Below are 16,107 nucleotides of genomic sequence, written 5' to 3' on the forward strand. Positions count from 1 at the left end.
CCATGTTTCAGATCGACGTTCTCGGATCGCGCCACGGCGATTGCCTGGTGATCCACTACGGCGCGTCGTCGCCGCCCCGACGCATCCTTGTCGATGGCGGCCCGCACCGTGTCTATCGCCAGTTCCTGCGTCCCTACCTGCGCGAATTGCGCGATGCCGAAAACCCCGGCAAGCCGGTGAATTTCGAACTGGCGATGCTGAGCCATATCGATCAGGACCACATCATCGGGCTGATTGAACTGACCGACGAGATGATTGAGGAAGAGGACAACTTCCGCGATCCGGCGCGCATCAAGCGCTTCTGGCACAATTCGTTCAGCGACATCACCGGCGGCGCCACGCCCGCTGCATTGCAGCCCACCATCGACGCGGTTGTCGCCTCGGCACTGGTCGGCGGCACCATGCCCTTTCCCGCGCTTGAGGGCGATCACCGCGCGATGGACGTGCTGGCCAGCGTCAACCAGGGACGGGCGCTGCGCGACAACCTCGTCAAGCTGGGGCTGGACGGCAACCGGCCCTTCCTGAACACGCTGGTGATGTCGGGCAAGGAGGCCACGCTGCCGGAGGGCATGACGCTGACGGTGATCGGGCCGGACAAGGATCGGCTGGAGGACCTGCAGCAGAAATGGAACCCGCGGCTCGACCCCGCCGAGATCGCCTCGCTGACCGACACCAGCGTATCGAACCTGTCGTCGCTGGTGATCCTTGCCCGGCATGGCGGCAAGACGGTTCTGCTGACCGGCGACGCGCGGGGCGACGACATCGTGGATTGGCTGGAAAAGCAGGGGCAGAAGCAGGCGGGGCAGCCCTTCAAGGTCGATGTGCTCAAGGTCCCGCACCATGGTTCGGACCACAACGTCGACGAGGCATTCTTTCGCGCGGTGCCAGCGGACACCTACATCTTTTGCGGCGACGGCAAGCACGACAACCCCGAACCCAATGCCCTGCGCATGATGCGCGCGGCGCGGCAGGGGGCCGCCTATACCGTGGTCCTGTCCGGCACCGTCGTAATGGAGCATCCCGAGAAACAACCGCTGTTCGACGCTGAACTGGCGGCGTTGCAGGCTGCGGGAGTGACGGTGGAAATTCGCGAAGACGACGAACTGTTTATCCCGGTGGTTTTGTAAGGAGGGCGTGCGATGCCGTTGAAAAACTACGTGGTGCTGAAAGGCCGGCCGACAGCGCTGGCACTGGACGACGACGAAAGCCCGCATATCGAGGTGCGCCTCGACGTGGACGGCACCGATTTTCGCCTCGCCATCAACGCCCGCTCCAAGATCAGCCCGCACGACCTGCTGTATCGGAAACAGGACCCCTTCGCACATCCGATCACCGCCGAACTGGCGGCGCTGCCCCTGGGCGTCACGGCGATCCAGAACGGACGCAGCGATCTGGCGCTGGACTATGTGCGCGGCGATTTCGTCGAGCGCGATGCCATGTCGATCGCCCCGTTCCAGTTGGCTGGCCCCGAGAATGACCTGCGCGACTTCCTCGAGCCGACCATCGAGGCGGGGATCGCCTCGGGCGCGCTCATGCTCTATGCCTTCGGCGAGCGCTGGGGGCCGGAGCAGGACAAGCCTGACAAGTACTTCGGGTTCCTGCCGGGCAACGGCGTGCATGACATCCACATGAACCAGGGGTCGGTCGGGCAATTTGCAAAGTACAACGGCCCTGATCAGGACGGTGCGCTGGTGCTGCATGACACCGCCCGAAACCACTGGAGCGCCGTCTACCTCGCCTTCCAGAGCCAGAGCTGGCAGACCGATCCGATCACCGGCCACCCCAAGGGCTCGCAGGCCGAGCATCCGGTGGCGGGCGCTGTCCGCAAGCCTTCGCTCAGCATCGTCGCCGCCTTGATCAACGCCGCCAGCCCGGAAGAGGAGGGCGAGAGCGTGACCCTGCTCAACCGGTCGGACGTGGCCATCACGTTGGACGGCTGGACCCTGCGCGATGGCGAGGATCGCAGCCACCCGTTGACGGGCATACTGGCGCCGGGCGAAACCTTGCGCGTGTCGCTTGCAGGCAGTCCGATGCGGCTGCGCAACAAGGCGGGGGAAATCACGCTGGTCGATGCCGAGGGCGCCGAAGCGCATCAGGTGGCCTACACCAAGTCCGAGGTCGCCCGCGAGGCCTGGACCACGGTGTTCTGACGCGGCGGCCGCCCGACCCTGCGCAGAGCCACGTGACCGACGCCGGCAGGCGTCGGCTGACCAATCACGTAAACCTGAAATTTTTCAGTTTCGAAAATCTGCAAAACGCTTTATAACACCTTGGCACCGTACGAACTTTCGCTGAGGGAGAGGGCTTGGATCGCGGTGCAGGCCAGAGGGGTGCCTAAGGGTGACAATATCTACGGAAGAGATCGACCGCCATGTTGGGGCGCGTCTGCGCATGATCCGAAATCATTCGGGCATGTCCCAGGCGGTGCTTGCCCGGAAGGTCGGGCTGACCTTTCAGCAAATCCAGAAATACGAGACGGGGGTCAACCGCATCTCGGCCAGCAAGCTCTGGCAGTTCTGCAACGTGCTCGACGTGGTGCCGAACGATTTCTATCTCGGCATGGACAATCATCTGGTCAACCGTACCAATCTGCTGGACCTCGACACTGTCGAACGCGCCGGCAAGGTGCCGCACACACGCGCAGCGCCGACGATCTGACAGGTCGTCGCGGTCTTCGCACGGCAAACGCGGCTGATCTTTGCGGGAAAATGGCAGGGGCAGCAGGGTTCGAACCCGCGACCTACGGTTTTGGAGACCGTCGCTCTACCAGCTGAGCTATACCCCTAAGGCCGGGTGTCCGGATACAACCCGGTCCGGTCGAAATCAACCCCGTTTTTCCCCCAACCCTTCACGAGCCCTGTCTTTTTCCTCGCGCCGGAAAGAGCCGGGCGGCGTTGTGCGTCACCGAGCCGTGAAATTTGGTTTCAATTGGTGATGTGCGTGAATGCACAGCGCCTGTGATCCCCGCATGGCGTATGACCGGGGGGGCGAATATTCACGTCGCTCTCGCCGTAACGCGCGTGAAACCTTGCTGAAAGGCGATTGCTCGGGCCCACAAGGAAGCATCCCATGCACGTTCAAGTCCACATTTGCGGGACCCTGCGTGAGCCAGAGCGTGATTTGAGAATGTGTCGCGGCCGGCGCAACCTGTCAGGGGTCAGAGACACTTGCCTGACGACACCCCCGCCCGACCGGGCCACATCAATCGAAAGGAAGCAGCATGAAAACGCTCGTTGCAGTCACCGCGCTCGCCCTTGCCGGAGTTTCCACTTCCGCGTCGGCCATGACGATGGACACGCCGGCCAATACCCGCGCGATCCAGCAGTACGCCCCGAATGCCGACCTCTCGACGCTCAGCGACCGCGAGATCGCGGTTCTGCTCATGGCGATCAGCAGTACCGACGGCGAAACCAACACGCGCTATTACGTGGAAGGTCTTCTCAGGGCCGCGCAATAAACCTCGCCACTCACCATTGCTCCGCCGCCATTCCGCGCGGCGGAGCGATGCTTCTATAATTCAGGAAATCTTGTCTTAATGTCGCGCGACTTCGTCGCGACAGCAGGCCCAGCCTATCGCGCGGATGCCCGGCTGACAACTGACCCCCGCAATCTCCCGTAAATCGGAAAACATATTGAAATTCAGATCGATAGTAAGCCTGTGATGGAAGGCCCGCCCCTATGAGGGCAGGTAAGGCACCCGCGCGCGCTTAGTTTGATCTAGCAACCTGCCAACCCCAGAAAAACTTGTCCGATATCAGATTATCGTGATGGAAACATTCTCAGGTACCGCAGTTGGTGTCTTGTGCCGGTCAGCGACGGCCGGAACGAATTTTCCCTGTCCCCCAAGGGGCCAACGTAGGAGACACAAATGAAACGTCTTATGACAGCAAGCGCACTCGTTATTGCAACTGCAACTGCCGGTCTCGCGGCAACCGAATCCGATCTCATCCAGATCAAGCGGTACGTGCCTGGCGCCACCATGTCCGAACTGAACGCCATGGGCGATGCACGTGTCAACGCGATCCTCAACGAGATCTCGGATGGCGGCAGCGAGGAAGACATCCGCGGCACCGTCGAAGCGCTGTATCGTGATGCCACGATGAACATGCAGCCCGCCGCCGAAGCCGGTTATGCCAACGATGCGAACCTGATCGCGATTCAGGAGTACGTGCCCGAAGCCACCATGGCCGATCTGGAAGCCATGGGCGGTGAAACCGTCGCCAGCATCCTGAACGAGATTTCGGATGGCGGCACCGAGGAAGACATCCAGGGCACCGTCGAAGCGCTCTACAATGACGCGCTGGGCATGGACCGCGCCGCAGTGCCGGCCGGCCCCGACTATGCGACCGAAGCCAACCTGATCAAGATTCGGGAATACGCTCCGAGCCTGACCATGGCCGAGCTGACCGCTCTGGGCGACGCCAAGATCGCGTCGATCCTGAACGCCATCTCGGGCACCGAAGGCCAGTCGGACACCGAGCAACTCGTTCAAGCGCTGCTGATGCAATAAGCTGACTTCGATTTCGTATCTCTGATACGGCAGGACCGGCCCCAGGGCCGGTCCTTTGCGTTCGGGGCATGGGCCCGGAAATGACAAACCCCCGAAGCATCAGCTCGGGGGTCGTCGTGTACTTTGTGTCCAAAGCCGGGTTAGCCTTACAGCATACCTTCGCGCTGGGCTTTCTTGCGTGCCAGTTTACGGGCACGGCGGATCGCTTCAGCTTTCTCGCGCGCTTTTTTCTCGGACGGCTTCTCGAAATGTTGCTTGAGCTTCATTTCACGGAAGACACCTTCACGCTGCAGCTTTTTCTTCAGGGCACGAAGCGCCTGATCGACGTTGTTGTCGCGAACACTAACCTGCATGTGGTTTTCACCACCTTTCTAGTTTTGAGTTGCAAGGAATTTGCAGGAAACGCGCGTATAGCAGCGCACAGGGCCTTTGTCCAGTGCGCCAGTGCCGCACAGTCTGCGCGGAACAGCCATGGCGCGCCCGGGGTTGACCATATCCTTCCGCATCATGACGCGGATCCATGTATCCATGCCGCGAACCGGGTTTCGCCGCCGCGCGCCGCGATGTACCCTTGAGACCACAGGAGACACCATATGACCGATCCGACCCCGCAAGACAGGCTGCTCACGGCGATCAAGCCGCATGTGCCCTTCGATGGCTGGACCGAGACCGCCTTTCGCGCCGCCATCGCCGACAGCGGTGTCAACGAAACGGTCGCGCGCGCCCTGTTTCCGCGCGGTGCGGTGGACCTTGCGCTGGCCTATCACCACAAGGGCGACGCGGCCATGGTGCAGCGTCTTCAGGACACCCACCTCGATGGCATACGGTTCCGCGACCGCATCGCTTTTGCCGTCCGCGCGCGGCTTGAGGTGGTCGAGGACCGCGAACTGGTGCGCCGGGGGATGACACTGTTTTCGCTGCCGCATCACGCCGCCGACGGCAGCCGCGCGATCTGGGACACCTGCGACAAGATTTGGACGGCGCTGGGCGACAGCTCGGACGACATCAACTGGTACACCAAGCGCGCCACGCTCAGCGCGGTGTATTCCGCCACGGTGCTGTACTGGCTGGGCGACACCTCGCCCGGGCATCAGGCGACCTGGGATTTCCTCGACCGGCGCATCGACAACGTGATGCAGATCGAAAAGCTGAAGGCGCAGGCGCGTGAAAACCCGGTGCTGTCGAAGCTGATGGCCGGGCCGAACATGCTGCTGTCACGCATTCATGCGCCGCGCCGGCGTGATGACCTGCCGGGGCGCTGGAGCGTGCCGCACACCGAAAAATAGGGATAGAGAATGACCAAGACGATGCAGGCGGTGGAAATCACCGAAGCCGGCGGGCCCGACGTGCTGCGCCTCACCGACCGCCCAATGCCGCTGCCACGCAACGGCGAGGTGGTGATCCGCGTGGCTTGGGCCGGAGTGAACCGCCCCGACGCGCTGCAAAGAGCGGGCAAATACGCGCCGCCACCGACAGCCTCCGATCTGCCGGGGCTGGAGTGCTCCGGCGAGATCGTGGCGCTGGGGGCAAATGTCTCGGACTGGGCCGTGGGCGACAACGTCTGCGCGCTCTTGCCGGGCGGAGGCTATGCGGAATACGTGGCCACCCCGGCGGCGCATTGCCTGCCCGTGCCCGAGGGCATGGGCATGAAGGAAGCCGCCTGCCTGGCCGAGACCTTCTTCACCGTCTGGTCCAACGTCTTCCAGCGCGGCGGTTTGCAGGGTGGCGAGCGGTTTCTCGTCCACGGTGGATCGTCCGGCATCGGCACCACCGCGATCCAGCTGGCGCAGCATTTCGGGGCGCGGGTCTTCGCCACCGCAGGCTCGGCCGAGAAGTGCAAGGCCTGCACCGATCTCGGTGCCGAGCGGGCGATCAACTACCGCGATGAGGATTTCGTCGAGGTGCTGAAGGCCGAGGGCGGGGCCGACCTGATCCTCGACATGGTCGGCGGGGACTATATCGTGCGCAACCTCAAGGCGCTGGCCGAAGATGGCCGGCTGGTGCAGATCGCCTTCCTTCAAGGGCCCAAGGCCGAGGTGAACTTTGCCCCGCTCATGACCCGGCGGCTGACGATCACCGGCTCCACCCTGCGGCCGCAGTCCGACCTCGCCAAGGCGCGCATCGCTGCCGACCTGCGCGAAAAAGTCTGGCCGCTTCTCGACGCGGGCAAGGTGGCGCCGGTGATGGACAGCGAATTCCCCCTGGCCCAGGCTGCCGCCGCGCATGAGCGGATGGAGGCCAGCCAGCACATCGGCAAGATCGTCCTCAAGGTCTCGGGCTGACGCAGGGTTCACCCGGACCGGTGGTTTGCGACCTCCCATGGCGCGGCCAAGTGGCTTCCCCGGCTTGACGGTCGGCTCAACCCTGACCGATCATCCAGCGGATCAGCAGCGCCACCGCCCACAGCGCGGTGACGCCCGCCAGCCAGAGGCCCGCGAACCAAAGCCAGCGCATCAGTGATAGCCCTCTTCCGGGTCCATCTTGCCGCGAAACACCCAATAGGCATAGGCGGTATAGCCAAGGATGATCGGGATCAGTACCACCGCGCCCACCAGCGTGAACATGAGGCTGGAGTCGGGGGCGGCGGCGTCCTGGATGGTCAGCGCGGGCGGCACCATCATCGGGTAGAAGCTGATGCCGATACCGACGAAGCTGACGATGAAGAAGCCCAGCGCCGACAGGAACGGCGCGAGGTCCCCGTAATTGCGCAGCCCGGTGAAGAACGTATAGGCCAGCCCCAGCATCAGCACCGGCACCAGCATCGTCCAAAGGCTGCCGGGAAGGCTGAACCAACGCTGGAAATAAACCGGGTCCTGAAACGGGGTCAGCAGGCTGACCACGCCGATCAGGGCCAGCGTCGCCACACCAAGCACCATGGAATAGCGTCGCATCTGGTCGTTGATCAGGCCTTCGGTCTTCAGCACCAGCCATGTCGCGCCCAGCAGGGCATAGCCCACGACCACCGCCACCCCGGTCAGCACCGAAAACGGTGTGAGCCAGTCGAACCAGCCGCCGGCATATTCGCGCCCCGCGACCTCGATCCCCTGAACCAGCGCGCCAAGCGCGATCCCCTGACACAGGGCCGCCACCAGCGAGCCACCGAAGAACGCCGCGTTCCAGCCGGTCTTCTGCTTGGTTCTCCACCGGTATTCAAAGGACACGCCGCGGAACACCAGCGCCAGCAGCATCAGGGTGATCGGCATGTAAAGTGCGGGCATGACCACCGCATAGGCCAGCGGGAAAACGGCAAACAGCCCGCCACCGCCCAGCACCAGCCAGGTCTCGTTGCCGTCCCAGACCGGCGCGACCGAGTTCATCATCAGGTCGCGATCGGCTTCGGACTTGGCGAAGGGAAACAGGATGCCCAGCCCCAGATCGAAGCCGTCTAGCACCACGTAGACCAGCACCGAGAACGCGATCAGCCCGGCCCAGATGAAAGCGAGGTCAAACTCCATGGTTCAGGCTCCCTGTTCGCGTGTCATTTCGTCCTGGTCGACCTGCTGCGCCGGGGTCAGCCCGGCGGTGCGGATCGGTCCGTCCCGCAGGCCCAGCCGCATGGTGCCCGGCCGTTTGTTCATCATGCGCAGGATGTAATAGGTCCCGGCCCCGAAGACAGCGAAATAGACAAGGATGAAGGCAATGAGCGAGGCTGCGACGGCAGGCGCATCCACCGGCGCGAGGCTGTCGGAGGTTCGCAAGAGGCCATAGACGGTGAACGGCTGGCGGCCGACCTCGGTGGTGATCCACCCGGCCAGCACCGCGACGAAACCCATGGGCCCCATTGCCAGCGCGGCGCGGTGCAGCCAGCGACTGTCGTGCAGCGTTCCGCGCCAGCGCGCCCAGAGGCTCCACAATCCCAGCCCCAGCATGGCGAAGCCCAGCCCCACCATGACGCGGAAACCGAAGAAGACGATGGCGACCGGCGGTTCCTCGTCGTCGGGGATGGTGTCCAGCCCGTCCAGCGGCGCATCGAGGTGATGCTTGAGGATCAGCGAACTCAGCTTAGGGATCTGCACGGCGTAATCGACGCGTGCCTCGTCTTGGTTGGGAATGCCGAACAGGATCAGCGGCGCGCCGTCGGGGTGGCTGTCGAAATGGCCCTCCATCGCCATGACCTTGGCGGGCTGGTGCTCCAGCGTGTTGATGCCGTGCATGTCACCGGCGAGGATCTGCAGCGGCGTCACCAGCGCCAGCATCCACATCGCCATCGAGAACATGCGCCGCGCCTCGGCCTCGGTCCGGTCGCGCAGAAGGTGCAGCGCGCCCACCGCGCCGACCACCAGCGCCGTGGTCAGGAAGGCCGCCAGAACCATATGCACCAGCCGGTAGGGAAACGAGGGGTTGAAGACGATCTGCCACCAGTCCTCGGGCACGAACTGGCCGTTTTCTGCGATCGAAAAGCCTGCCGGTGTCTGCATCCAGCTGTTCACGCTGAGGATCCAGGTCGCCGACATCAGCGTGCCGATGGCGACCATGGCGGTGGCCAGCATGTGCAGACCTTCGCCCACACGGTGCCGCCCGAACAGCATGATCCCCAGAAAGCCGGCTTCGAGGAAGAAGGCCGACAGCACCTCGTAGGCCATCAGCGGCCCCACCACCGGCCCGGCCTTGTCCGAGAACACCGACCAGTTGGTGCCGAACTGGTAGGACATGACGATGCCCGACACCACGCCCATGCCGAAGGCCACGGCGAAGATCTTCTTCCAGTAGTTGAAGAGCGTCAGGTAGGTCTCGTCACGCGTCCGGATCCACATGCCGTTGAGCACCGCGAGGTAGCTGGCAAGCCCGATCGAGAAGGCCGGGAAGATGATATGAAACGACACCGTGAAGGCAAACTGGAACCGCGCGAGGGTCTCTGCCGAGAAGCCGTCCAACATCATCAGTCACCCCGCCGCGAACCTTGGTCATGAGATCGACATAGGGCTGAGGCCCGGTGCGGTCCACGCGGCGCCCGGTCCCTGCGCCGCTTTGTCGCCGTTTTGGAAGAATCACTGTAAGCTGCGGCCGGTACACCATGGTGCGCCAAGCGGCGCCGACGGTCACCGCTTGCCTCGCAAAATTGCAGGCAAGTCCAAGGTGCGCGATCCGCTGCCGATGTCGGATATGAACCGGTTTCGCCGTGTATGGACGACGTAGCGCATTGGAAACGTGGCAATGAACAAACTGCGGAATGCCTATCGGCTCAGCGAAATTGACGGCAAGCGCGCGTTGACCTGTGCGCGCAATTGACGGCAAGATCACGTTGACCTGTAGGAAAATAACATTCATACAGGTGAAATATTGGTTGGGAGGCCGTCATGGCACTGGATGACACCAAGGGCGTGTGGAAATCGGGCAAGGGGCGCGGGCGCAAGACCCCGAAGGGCCGCCAGCTGGACGATGCCGCACTGGCCGAGGTCCAGGCGCTGCTGGGCGACCGGCCCCGCCGCCGCGACCTTCTGATCGAATACCTTCACCTGATCCAGGATGCCCATGGCCACCTGAGCGCAGCCCACCTGCGGGCCCTGTCCGAAGAAATGCGCATCGCGCAGGCCGAGATCTACGAGACCGCCAGCTTTTATGCGCATTTCGACGTCGTGCGCGAAGGCGAGGTGCCGCCGCCGGCGCTGACCATCCGGGTCTGCGACTCGCTGTCGTGCGAGATGGCCGGCGCGCAGCAATTGCAGAAGGCGCTGGAGGACGGTCTGGACGCATCGCAGGTCCGCGTGCTGCGCGCGCCCTGCATGGGCCGCTGCGACACCGCGCCGGTTCTGGAACTGGGCCACAACCACATCGACCACGCCACGCCCGAGAAGGTGCAGGCCGCCATCGCCGCCGGCGATACCCATGCGCATCTGCCGGATTACGAAGGCTATGACGCCTACGTGGCCCAGGGTGGTTACGAAACGCTGTCCGACCTGCGCGACAATGGCGACTGGGAAGAGGTTCAGACCAAGGTCAAGGAAAGCGGGCTGCGCGGGCTTGGCGGTGCGGGCTTCCCCTCCGGTACCAAGTGGGGCTTCGTGCGCGGCAATGAAGGCCCGCGTTACCTCGCCGTCAATGGTGACGAGGGCGAACCGGGCACCTTCAAGGACCGCTACTACCTCGAACGCACGCCGCACCTGTTCCTTGAAGGCATGCTGATCGCCGCTTGGGCGGTCGAGGCGGAGACCTGCTTCATCTACATGCGCGACGAATACCCCGCCGTGCTGGAAATCCTCCGCCGCGAGATTGCCGCGCTGGAAGAGGCCGGGGTGGTCGCCAAGGGCTATATCGACCTGCGTCGCGGCGCCGGGGCCTACATCTGCGGCGAAGAAAGCGCGATGATCGAGTCGATCGAGGGCAAACGCGGCCTGCCGCGTCACCGGCCGCCCTACGTGGCGCAGGTCGGCGTGTTCAACCGCCCGACGCTGGTCCACAACGTGGAAACGCTGCTCTGGGTCGCGCGGGTCTGCCGCGAGGGGCCGGAGTGCCTGAACACGACCGAGCTGAATGGCCGCAAGGGGCTGCGCAGCTACTCGGTCTCGGGCCGGGTGGCCAAGCCGGGCGTCTACCTGCTGCCCGCCGGATCGACGATCACCGACATCATCGAGGCCTGCGGCGGCATGGCCGAGGGCCACAGCTTCAAGGCCTACCAGCCGGGCGGGCCGTCCTCGGGCCTCTTGCCCGCGTCGATGGACGACGTGCCGCTGGATTTCGACACGCTGCAACCGCATGGGTCGTTCATCGGTTCGGCTGCGGTCGTCGTCCTGTCCGATCAGGACAAGGCCCGCGACGCCGCGCTGAACATGCTGCGGTTCTTCGAGGATGAAAGCTGCGGCCAGTGCACGCCCTGCCGGGTCGGCTGCGAAAAGGCCGTGAAGCTGATGCAGGCCGAGACCTGGGACGCGTCACTGCTGGAAGAGCTTTGCACCGCGATGGGCGATGCCAGCATCTGCGGGCTGGGACAGGCGGCGCCGAACCCGATCCGCCTGACCATGAAACATTTCGCCGATGAGGTCGGCGGGTCCGCGGCGGGCGTACCGCCGGAAGATGGGTATGGCACCCGACAGGGACTCGAAGGCGGGGAGAGCTGAGATGCCGGACGGAGCAAACGTGAAAACCGTAACATTCACCCTCGATGGACAAGAGGTTCAGGCCCAGCCCGGCATGACCATCTGGGAGGTCGCCAACGGTCGCGGCCTCGTCATCCCGCACCTCTGCCACAAGCCCGCGCCCGGCTATCGCCCCGATGGCAACTGCCGCGCCTGCATGGTCGAGATCGAGGGCGAGCGCGTCCTCGCGGCCTCGTGCATCCGCGAACCTTCCGAGGGCATGGTTGTCACCACCAACAACGCCCGCGCGACCAATGCGCGCAAGATGGTGATGGAGCTTCTGGTCACCGACCAGCCCGAGCAAGAGGTCGCGCACGACAAGTCGTCCCACCTGTGGGACATGGCCGAGGCGCAGGGCGTCGCGGAAAGCCGCTTTCCCAAGCTGGAAGAAGGCCGCATTCCGCTGCTCGATGACAGCCACGTCGCGATGTCGGTCAACCTCGATGCCTGCATCCAGTGCGGGCTTTGCGTCCGTGCCTGCCGCGAGGTTCAGGTCAACGACGTGATCGGCATGGCCGGTCGCGGCCATGATGCCTATCCGGTGTTCGACATCAACGATCCGATGGGTGAATCCACCTGCGTGGCCTGCGGCGAATGCGTGCAGGCCTGCCCGACGGGAGCGCTGATGCCCTCGACCGTGGTCGATGAGAACCAGGTCGGCGACAGCGAGGATTATGACAGCGAAACCAAGAGCGTCTGCCCGTTCTGCGGCGTCGGCTGCCAGGTGTCGCTCAAGGTCAAGGACGGCAAGGTCAAGTATGTCGAGGGCATCAACGGCCCCGCCAACGAAGGCCGGCTCTGCGTCAAGGGCCGCTTCGGGTTCGACTACATCCACCACCCGCACCGCCTGACCAAGCCGCTGATCCGGCGCGAGGATGCGCCCCCGAAGGGGCTGAACGTCGATCCTGGCGATCTGTCCACACATTTCCGCGAAGCCACATGGGACGAGGCGCTGGACGCCGCCGCCGGCGGCATGGCCCGGCTGGCGCAGACGCATGGCGGCAAGGCCATCGCCGGCTTCGGCTCGGCCAAGTGCACCAATGAGGAAGCCTACCTGTTCCAGAAGCTGATCCGTCAGGGCTTTGGCCACAACAACGTCGATCACTGCACCCGGCTCTGCCACGCCTCTTCCGTGGCGGCGCTGATCGAGAACGTGGGCTCCGGTGCCGTCACCGCCACCTTCAACGAAATCGAGAATGCCGACGTCGCGATCGTCATCGGTGCCAACCCGATCGAGAACCACCCCGTCGCCGCGACCTACTTCAAGCAGTTCGCCAAGCGCGGCGGGAAACTGATCGCGATGGACCCGCGCGGCGTGGGCCTCAAGCGCTATGCCAGCCACCGGCTGCAATTCCGCCCCGGCACCGACGTGTCAATGCTGAACGCGATCATGAACGTGATCGTCGAGGAGGGGCTCTACGACCGCCAGTACATCGAGGCCTTCACCGAGAACTGGGACGCCGAAAAAGAACACCTCAAGCAGTTCCCGCCCGAGAAGATGGCCGAGATCTGCGGCATCGAGGCCGACGTGCTGCGCGACGTGGCCCGCACCTTCGCCACCGCGAAGTCGGCGATGATCTTCTGGGGCATGGGCGTCAGCCAGCACATCCACGGCACCGACAATTCGCGCTGCCTGATCAGCCTCGCGCTGATGACCGGCCAGGTCGGCCGCCCCGGCACCGGCCTGCACCCCTTGCGCGGCCAGAACAATGTGCAGGGCGCGTCCGACGCCGGCCTGATCCCGATGTTCCTGCCGGATTATCAGTCGGTCACCGATGACAGCGTGCGCAATGCCTTCACCAGCGTCTGGGGCAGCGAGGATTTCTCGAACGAGAAGGGCCTGACCGTCACCGAGATTGTCGATGACATCCATGCCGGCAACACCAGGGCGATGTACATCCAGGGCGAAAACCCGGCGATGTCCGACCCGGATGTCGATCACGCCCGCGAGGCTTTCGCCAAGCTCGAACACCTCGTGGTACAGGACATCTTCCTGACCGAGACCGCCAACTATGCCGACGTGATCCTGCCCGCCTCGGCGCTCTATGAAAAGTCGGGCACCGTGTCGAACACCAACCGGCAGGTGCAGATGGTGCGCCCCGCCGTTGCGCCTCCGGGCGAGGCGCGCGAGGATTGGGCGGTGACCGTCGATCTGGCCAAGCGGCTGGGGCTGAACTGGACCTACACGCACCCGCGCGAGGTCTTTGCCGAAATGGCGCTGAACATGAAGTCGCTCGCCAACATCACATGGGACCGGCTGGAGACCGAGGCGGTGACCTATCCGTCTCTGTCGCCGGAAGATCCGGGGCAGGCGGTGGTCTTCGGCGACGGCTTCCCGCGCCCCGAGGGCCGGGCCAAGTTCACCCCCGCCAGCATCATCCCGCCGGACGAGGCGCCTGATGCCGAGTTCCCGATGATCCTGACCACCGGGCGGCAACTGGAACACTGGCATACCGGATCGATGACCCGGCGCAGCCATGTGCTCGACGCGGTCGAACCCGAGGCCAACTGCTCGATGCATCCCGCCACCCTGCGCCAACTCGGCGTCGAACCGGGCGAGATGCTGCGTCTGACCACCCGGCGCGGCACCATCGAGATCATGGCCCGCGCCGACCGCGCGATCAGCCCCGACATGGTGTTCGTGCCCTTCGCCTATGTCGAGGCGGCGGCCAACATCCTGACCAACCCCGCCGTGGACCCCTACGGCAAGATCCCCGAGTTCAAGTTCGCCGCGGTGCGGGTCGAGCCTGCAACGCCCCTCGTCGCCGAATAACCCATAACCCCGCCCCGCCGCCACGCGGGCACCAACGGAGAGAGACATGAAGGACATGGCCTACAAATCCGACATCGAGATTGCGCGCGAAGCACAGAAACGTCCGATCCAGGAGATCGGCGCCAAGCTGGGCATCAGCAGCGATGACCTGCTGCCCTACGGCCACGACAAGGCCAAAGTCAGCCAGAGCTTCATCGACAGCGTGCAAGGCAACAAGAACGGCAAGCTGATCCTCGTCACGGCGATCAACCCGACGCCGGCGGGCGAGGGCAAGACCACCACCACCGTGGGTCTCGGCGACGGTCTGAACCGGATCGGCAAGAAGGCGGCTGTCTGTATTCGCGAAGCCTCGCTCGGTCCTTGCTTCGGCATGAAGGGCGGCGCGGCGGGCGGCGGTTACGCCCAGGTCGTGCCGATGGAAGAGATGAACCTGCATTTCACCGGCGACTTCCACGCCATCACCAGCGCGCACAACCTGCTGTCGGCGATGATCGACAACCACATCTACTGGGGCAACGAGGCCGAGATCGACCTGCGCCGCGTGGTCTGGCGCCGCGTGCTGGACATGAACGACCGGGCGCTCCGTGACGTGGTGACCTCGCTCGGTGGCGTTGCCAACGGCTTCCCGCGCCAGTCGGGCTTCGACATCACCGTGGCCTCGGAAGTCATGGCCTGCCTCTGCCTCGCGCTGAACCTCGAGGACCTTCAGAAGCGTCTGGGTGACATCATCGTCGCCTACCGCCGCGACAAGTCGCCGGTCTATGCCCGTGACATCAAGGCCGATGGCGCGATGACCGTTCTGCTCAAAGACGCGATGCAGCCCAACCTGGTGCAGACGCTGGAGAACAACCCGGCCTTCGTGCACGGCGGTCCGTTTGCCAACATCGCGCACGGCTGCAACTCGGTCTCGGCCACCACCACGGCGCTGAAACTGGCCGACTACGTGGTCACCGAGGCGGGCTTCGGGGCCGACCTCGGCGCCGAGAAGTTCATGAACATCAAGTGTCGCAAGGCGGGCATCGCGCCTTCCGTCGTGGTCTGCGTGGCCACCGTGCGCGCGATGAAGATGAACGGCGGCGTCGCCAAGGCCGACCTCGGGACCGAGAATGTCGAGGCCGTCAAGAAAGGCTGCCCGAACCTCGGCCGTCACATCGAGAACCTGAAAAGCTTCGGCGTTCCGGTGGTGGTGGCGATCAACCACTTCGTCACCGACACCGAGGCCGAGATCCAGGCGGTCAAGGACTTCGTCAAGGCGCATGGCTCGGAGGCGATCCTGTCGCAGCACTGGGAGTTCGGCTCCAAGGGCTCGGAAGCGCTGGCCAAGCGGGTGGCCGAGATCGCCGACGCCAACATGGCGAACTTCTCGCCGATCTACGACGACGACATGCCGCTGATGCAGAAGATCGAGACTATCGCCAAGCGCATCTACCGCGCCGACGAGGTGCTGGCCGACGGCAAGATCCGCAACCAGCTGAAGGAATGGGAAGAGCAAGGCTATGGCAACCTGCCGATCTGCATGGCAAAGACGCAGTACAGCTTCTCGACCGATCCCAACCTGCGCGGGGCGCCCACCGGCCATTCGGTGCCGGTCCGCGAAGTGCGGCTTTCGGCGGGTGCGGGCTTCGTGGTGGTGATCTGCGGTGAGATCATGACCATGCCGGGCCTGCCGCGGACGCCCTCGGCGGAAGCGATCATGCTGAACGACATGGGCCAGATCGAAGGCCTGTTCTAAGACAAGGGCGGAGGCCGGG

General features: G+C 64.3%; 13 protein-coding genes and 1 tRNA gene. 10 read left to right on the top strand and 4 right to left on the bottom strand.

What is annotated here, in order from left to right:
- The first annotated feature begins 2 nt into the window (after positions 1 to 2).
- The 3 genes from AC04PT_RS08630 to AC04PT_RS08640 all read left to right on the top strand — a co-directional run bounded on the left by AC04PT_RS08630 (position 3) and on the right by AC04PT_RS08640 (position 2,658).
- The gene (locus AC04PT_RS08630) at positions 3 to 1,127 is read left to right on the top strand and encodes a ComEC/Rec2 family competence protein (protein ID WP_482873248.1); all 1,125 of its coding nucleotides are present in this window, start codon (positions 3 to 5) and stop codon (positions 1,125 to 1,127) included.
- A 12-nt stretch (positions 1,128 to 1,139) separates the two neighbouring features.
- Positions 1,140 to 2,150 (top strand): DUF2278 family protein, encoded by a 1,011-nt coding sequence (locus AC04PT_RS08635; protein WP_482873249.1) that lies wholly within the window; start codon positions 1,140 to 1,142, stop codon positions 2,148 to 2,150.
- Between the two features lie 262 nt (positions 2,151 to 2,412).
- Positions 2,413 to 2,658: a helix-turn-helix domain-containing protein gene (locus AC04PT_RS08640; protein ID WP_482873250.1), complete on the top strand. Its 246-nt coding sequence runs from the start codon at positions 2,413 to 2,415 to the stop codon at positions 2,656 to 2,658.
- A 51-nt stretch (positions 2,659 to 2,709) separates the two neighbouring features.
- On the opposite strand, the gene AC04PT_RS08645 is transcribed toward AC04PT_RS08640, so the two are convergent.
- Positions 2,710 to 2,785: transfer RNA gene (locus tag AC04PT_RS08645), tRNA-Trp, on the bottom strand.
- Between the two features lie 435 nt (positions 2,786 to 3,220).
- Here AC04PT_RS08645 and AC04PT_RS08650 point away from each other — a divergent pair.
- Positions 3,221 to 3,457: a hypothetical protein gene (locus AC04PT_RS08650; protein ID WP_482873251.1), complete on the top strand. Its 237-nt coding sequence runs from the start codon at positions 3,221 to 3,223 to the stop codon at positions 3,455 to 3,457.
- 411 nt (positions 3,458 to 3,868) lie between these two features.
- Positions 3,869 to 4,510, top strand: a complete 642-nt coding sequence (locus AC04PT_RS08655) for a hypothetical protein (protein WP_482873252.1) — start codon at positions 3,869 to 3,871, stop codon at positions 4,508 to 4,510.
- A 146-nt stretch (positions 4,511 to 4,656) separates the two neighbouring features.
- Here AC04PT_RS08655 and rpsU read toward each other — a convergent pair whose 3' ends face one another.
- Complete coding sequence (gene rpsU / locus AC04PT_RS08660; protein ID WP_008207378.1) at positions 4,657 to 4,863, bottom strand: 30S ribosomal protein S21; 207 nt, start codon at positions 4,861 to 4,863, stop codon at positions 4,657 to 4,659.
- A gap of 240 nt (positions 4,864 to 5,103) precedes the next feature.
- On the opposite strand from rpsU, the gene AC04PT_RS08665 reads away from it, so the two are divergent.
- Together AC04PT_RS08665 and AC04PT_RS08670 are read left to right on the top strand one after the other, a co-directional pair.
- Entirely contained in the window at positions 5,104 to 5,796 is a 693-nt protein-coding gene (locus AC04PT_RS08665; protein ID WP_482873253.1) for a COQ9 family protein, read from the top strand.
- Between the two features lie 9 nt (positions 5,797 to 5,805).
- Complete coding sequence (locus AC04PT_RS08670; RefSeq protein WP_482873254.1) at positions 5,806 to 6,792, top strand: NAD(P)H-quinone oxidoreductase; 987 nt, start codon at positions 5,806 to 5,808, stop codon at positions 6,790 to 6,792.
- A 171-nt stretch (positions 6,793 to 6,963) separates the two neighbouring features.
- Here the strand turns inward: AC04PT_RS08670 and cydB are convergent, their stop codons facing one another.
- A complete protein-coding gene (gene cydB / locus AC04PT_RS08675) occupies positions 6,964 to 7,965 on the bottom strand; it encodes a cytochrome d ubiquinol oxidase subunit II (protein ID WP_482873255.1) in 1,002 nt (333 codons plus the stop codon).
- 3 nt (positions 7,966 to 7,968) lie between these two features.
- Positions 7,969 to 9,387 carry a cytochrome ubiquinol oxidase subunit I gene (locus tag AC04PT_RS08680; protein ID WP_482873256.1) on the bottom strand — a complete coding sequence of 473 codons (1,419 nt, stop codon included), beginning with the start codon at positions 9,385 to 9,387 and terminating at the stop codon, positions 7,969 to 7,971.
- Between the two features lie 420 nt (positions 9,388 to 9,807).
- Here AC04PT_RS08680 and AC04PT_RS08685 point away from each other — a divergent pair, with 420 nt between their 5' ends.
- From AC04PT_RS08685 to AC04PT_RS08695, 3 genes are read left to right on the top strand one after another with little or no spacing between them, the layout of a single operon-like run.
- The gene (locus tag AC04PT_RS08685) at positions 9,808 to 11,565 is read left to right on the top strand and encodes an NAD(P)H-dependent oxidoreductase subunit E (protein ID WP_482873257.1); all 1,758 of its coding nucleotides are present in this window, start codon (positions 9,808 to 9,810) and stop codon (positions 11,563 to 11,565) included.
- 19 nt (positions 11,566 to 11,584) lie between these two features.
- Positions 11,585 to 14,356, top strand: a complete 2,772-nt coding sequence (gene fdhF / locus AC04PT_RS08690; RefSeq protein ID WP_482873258.1) for a formate dehydrogenase subunit alpha — start codon at positions 11,585 to 11,587, stop codon at positions 14,354 to 14,356.
- A gap of 55 nt (positions 14,357 to 14,411) precedes the next feature.
- The gene (locus AC04PT_RS08695) at positions 14,412 to 16,088 is read left to right on the top strand and encodes a formate--tetrahydrofolate ligase (RefSeq protein WP_482873544.1); all 1,677 of its coding nucleotides are present in this window, start codon (positions 14,412 to 14,414) and stop codon (positions 16,086 to 16,088) included.
- Positions 16,089 to 16,107: the final 19 nt, after the last annotated feature.

The organism is Litorisediminivivens sp. KMU-197 (genome assembly GCF_056858395.1).

Excerpts from the sequence above, each read along its gene's own strand:
- AC04PT_RS08670 (WP_482873254.1), top strand. The coding sequence starts at position 5,806 with ATGACCAAGACGATGCAGGCGGTGGAAATCACCGAAGCCGGCGGGCCC.
- AC04PT_RS08695 (WP_482873544.1), top strand. The coding sequence starts at position 14,412 with ATGGCCTACAAATCCGACATCGAGATTGCGCGCGAAGCACAGAAACGT.
- AC04PT_RS08680 (WP_482873256.1), bottom strand. The coding sequence starts at position 9,387 with ATGTTGGACGGCTTCTCGGCAGAGACCCTCGCGCGGTTCCAGTTTGCC.
- AC04PT_RS08665 (WP_482873253.1), top strand. The coding sequence starts at position 5,104 with ATGACCGATCCGACCCCGCAAGACAGGCTGCTCACGGCGATCAAGCCG.
- cydB (WP_482873255.1), bottom strand. The coding sequence starts at position 7,965 with ATGGAGTTTGACCTCGCTTTCATCTGGGCCGGGCTGATCGCGTTCTCG.
- AC04PT_RS08685 (WP_482873257.1), top strand. The coding sequence starts at position 9,808 with ATGGCACTGGATGACACCAAGGGCGTGTGGAAATCGGGCAAGGGGCGC.
- AC04PT_RS08640 (WP_482873250.1), top strand. The coding sequence starts at position 2,413 with ATGTCCCAGGCGGTGCTTGCCCGGAAGGTCGGGCTGACCTTTCAGCAA.
- AC04PT_RS08655 (WP_482873252.1), top strand. The coding sequence starts at position 3,869 with ATGAAACGTCTTATGACAGCAAGCGCACTCGTTATTGCAACTGCAACT.
- AC04PT_RS08650 (WP_482873251.1), top strand. The coding sequence starts at position 3,221 with ATGAAAACGCTCGTTGCAGTCACCGCGCTCGCCCTTGCCGGAGTTTCC.
- AC04PT_RS08635 (WP_482873249.1), top strand. The coding sequence starts at position 1,140 with ATGCCGTTGAAAAACTACGTGGTGCTGAAAGGCCGGCCGACAGCGCTG.
- AC04PT_RS08630 (WP_482873248.1), top strand. The coding sequence starts at position 3 with ATGTTTCAGATCGACGTTCTCGGATCGCGCCACGGCGATTGCCTGGTG.
- rpsU (WP_008207378.1), bottom strand. The coding sequence starts at position 4,863 with ATGCAGGTTAGTGTTCGCGACAACAACGTCGATCAGGCGCTTCGTGCC.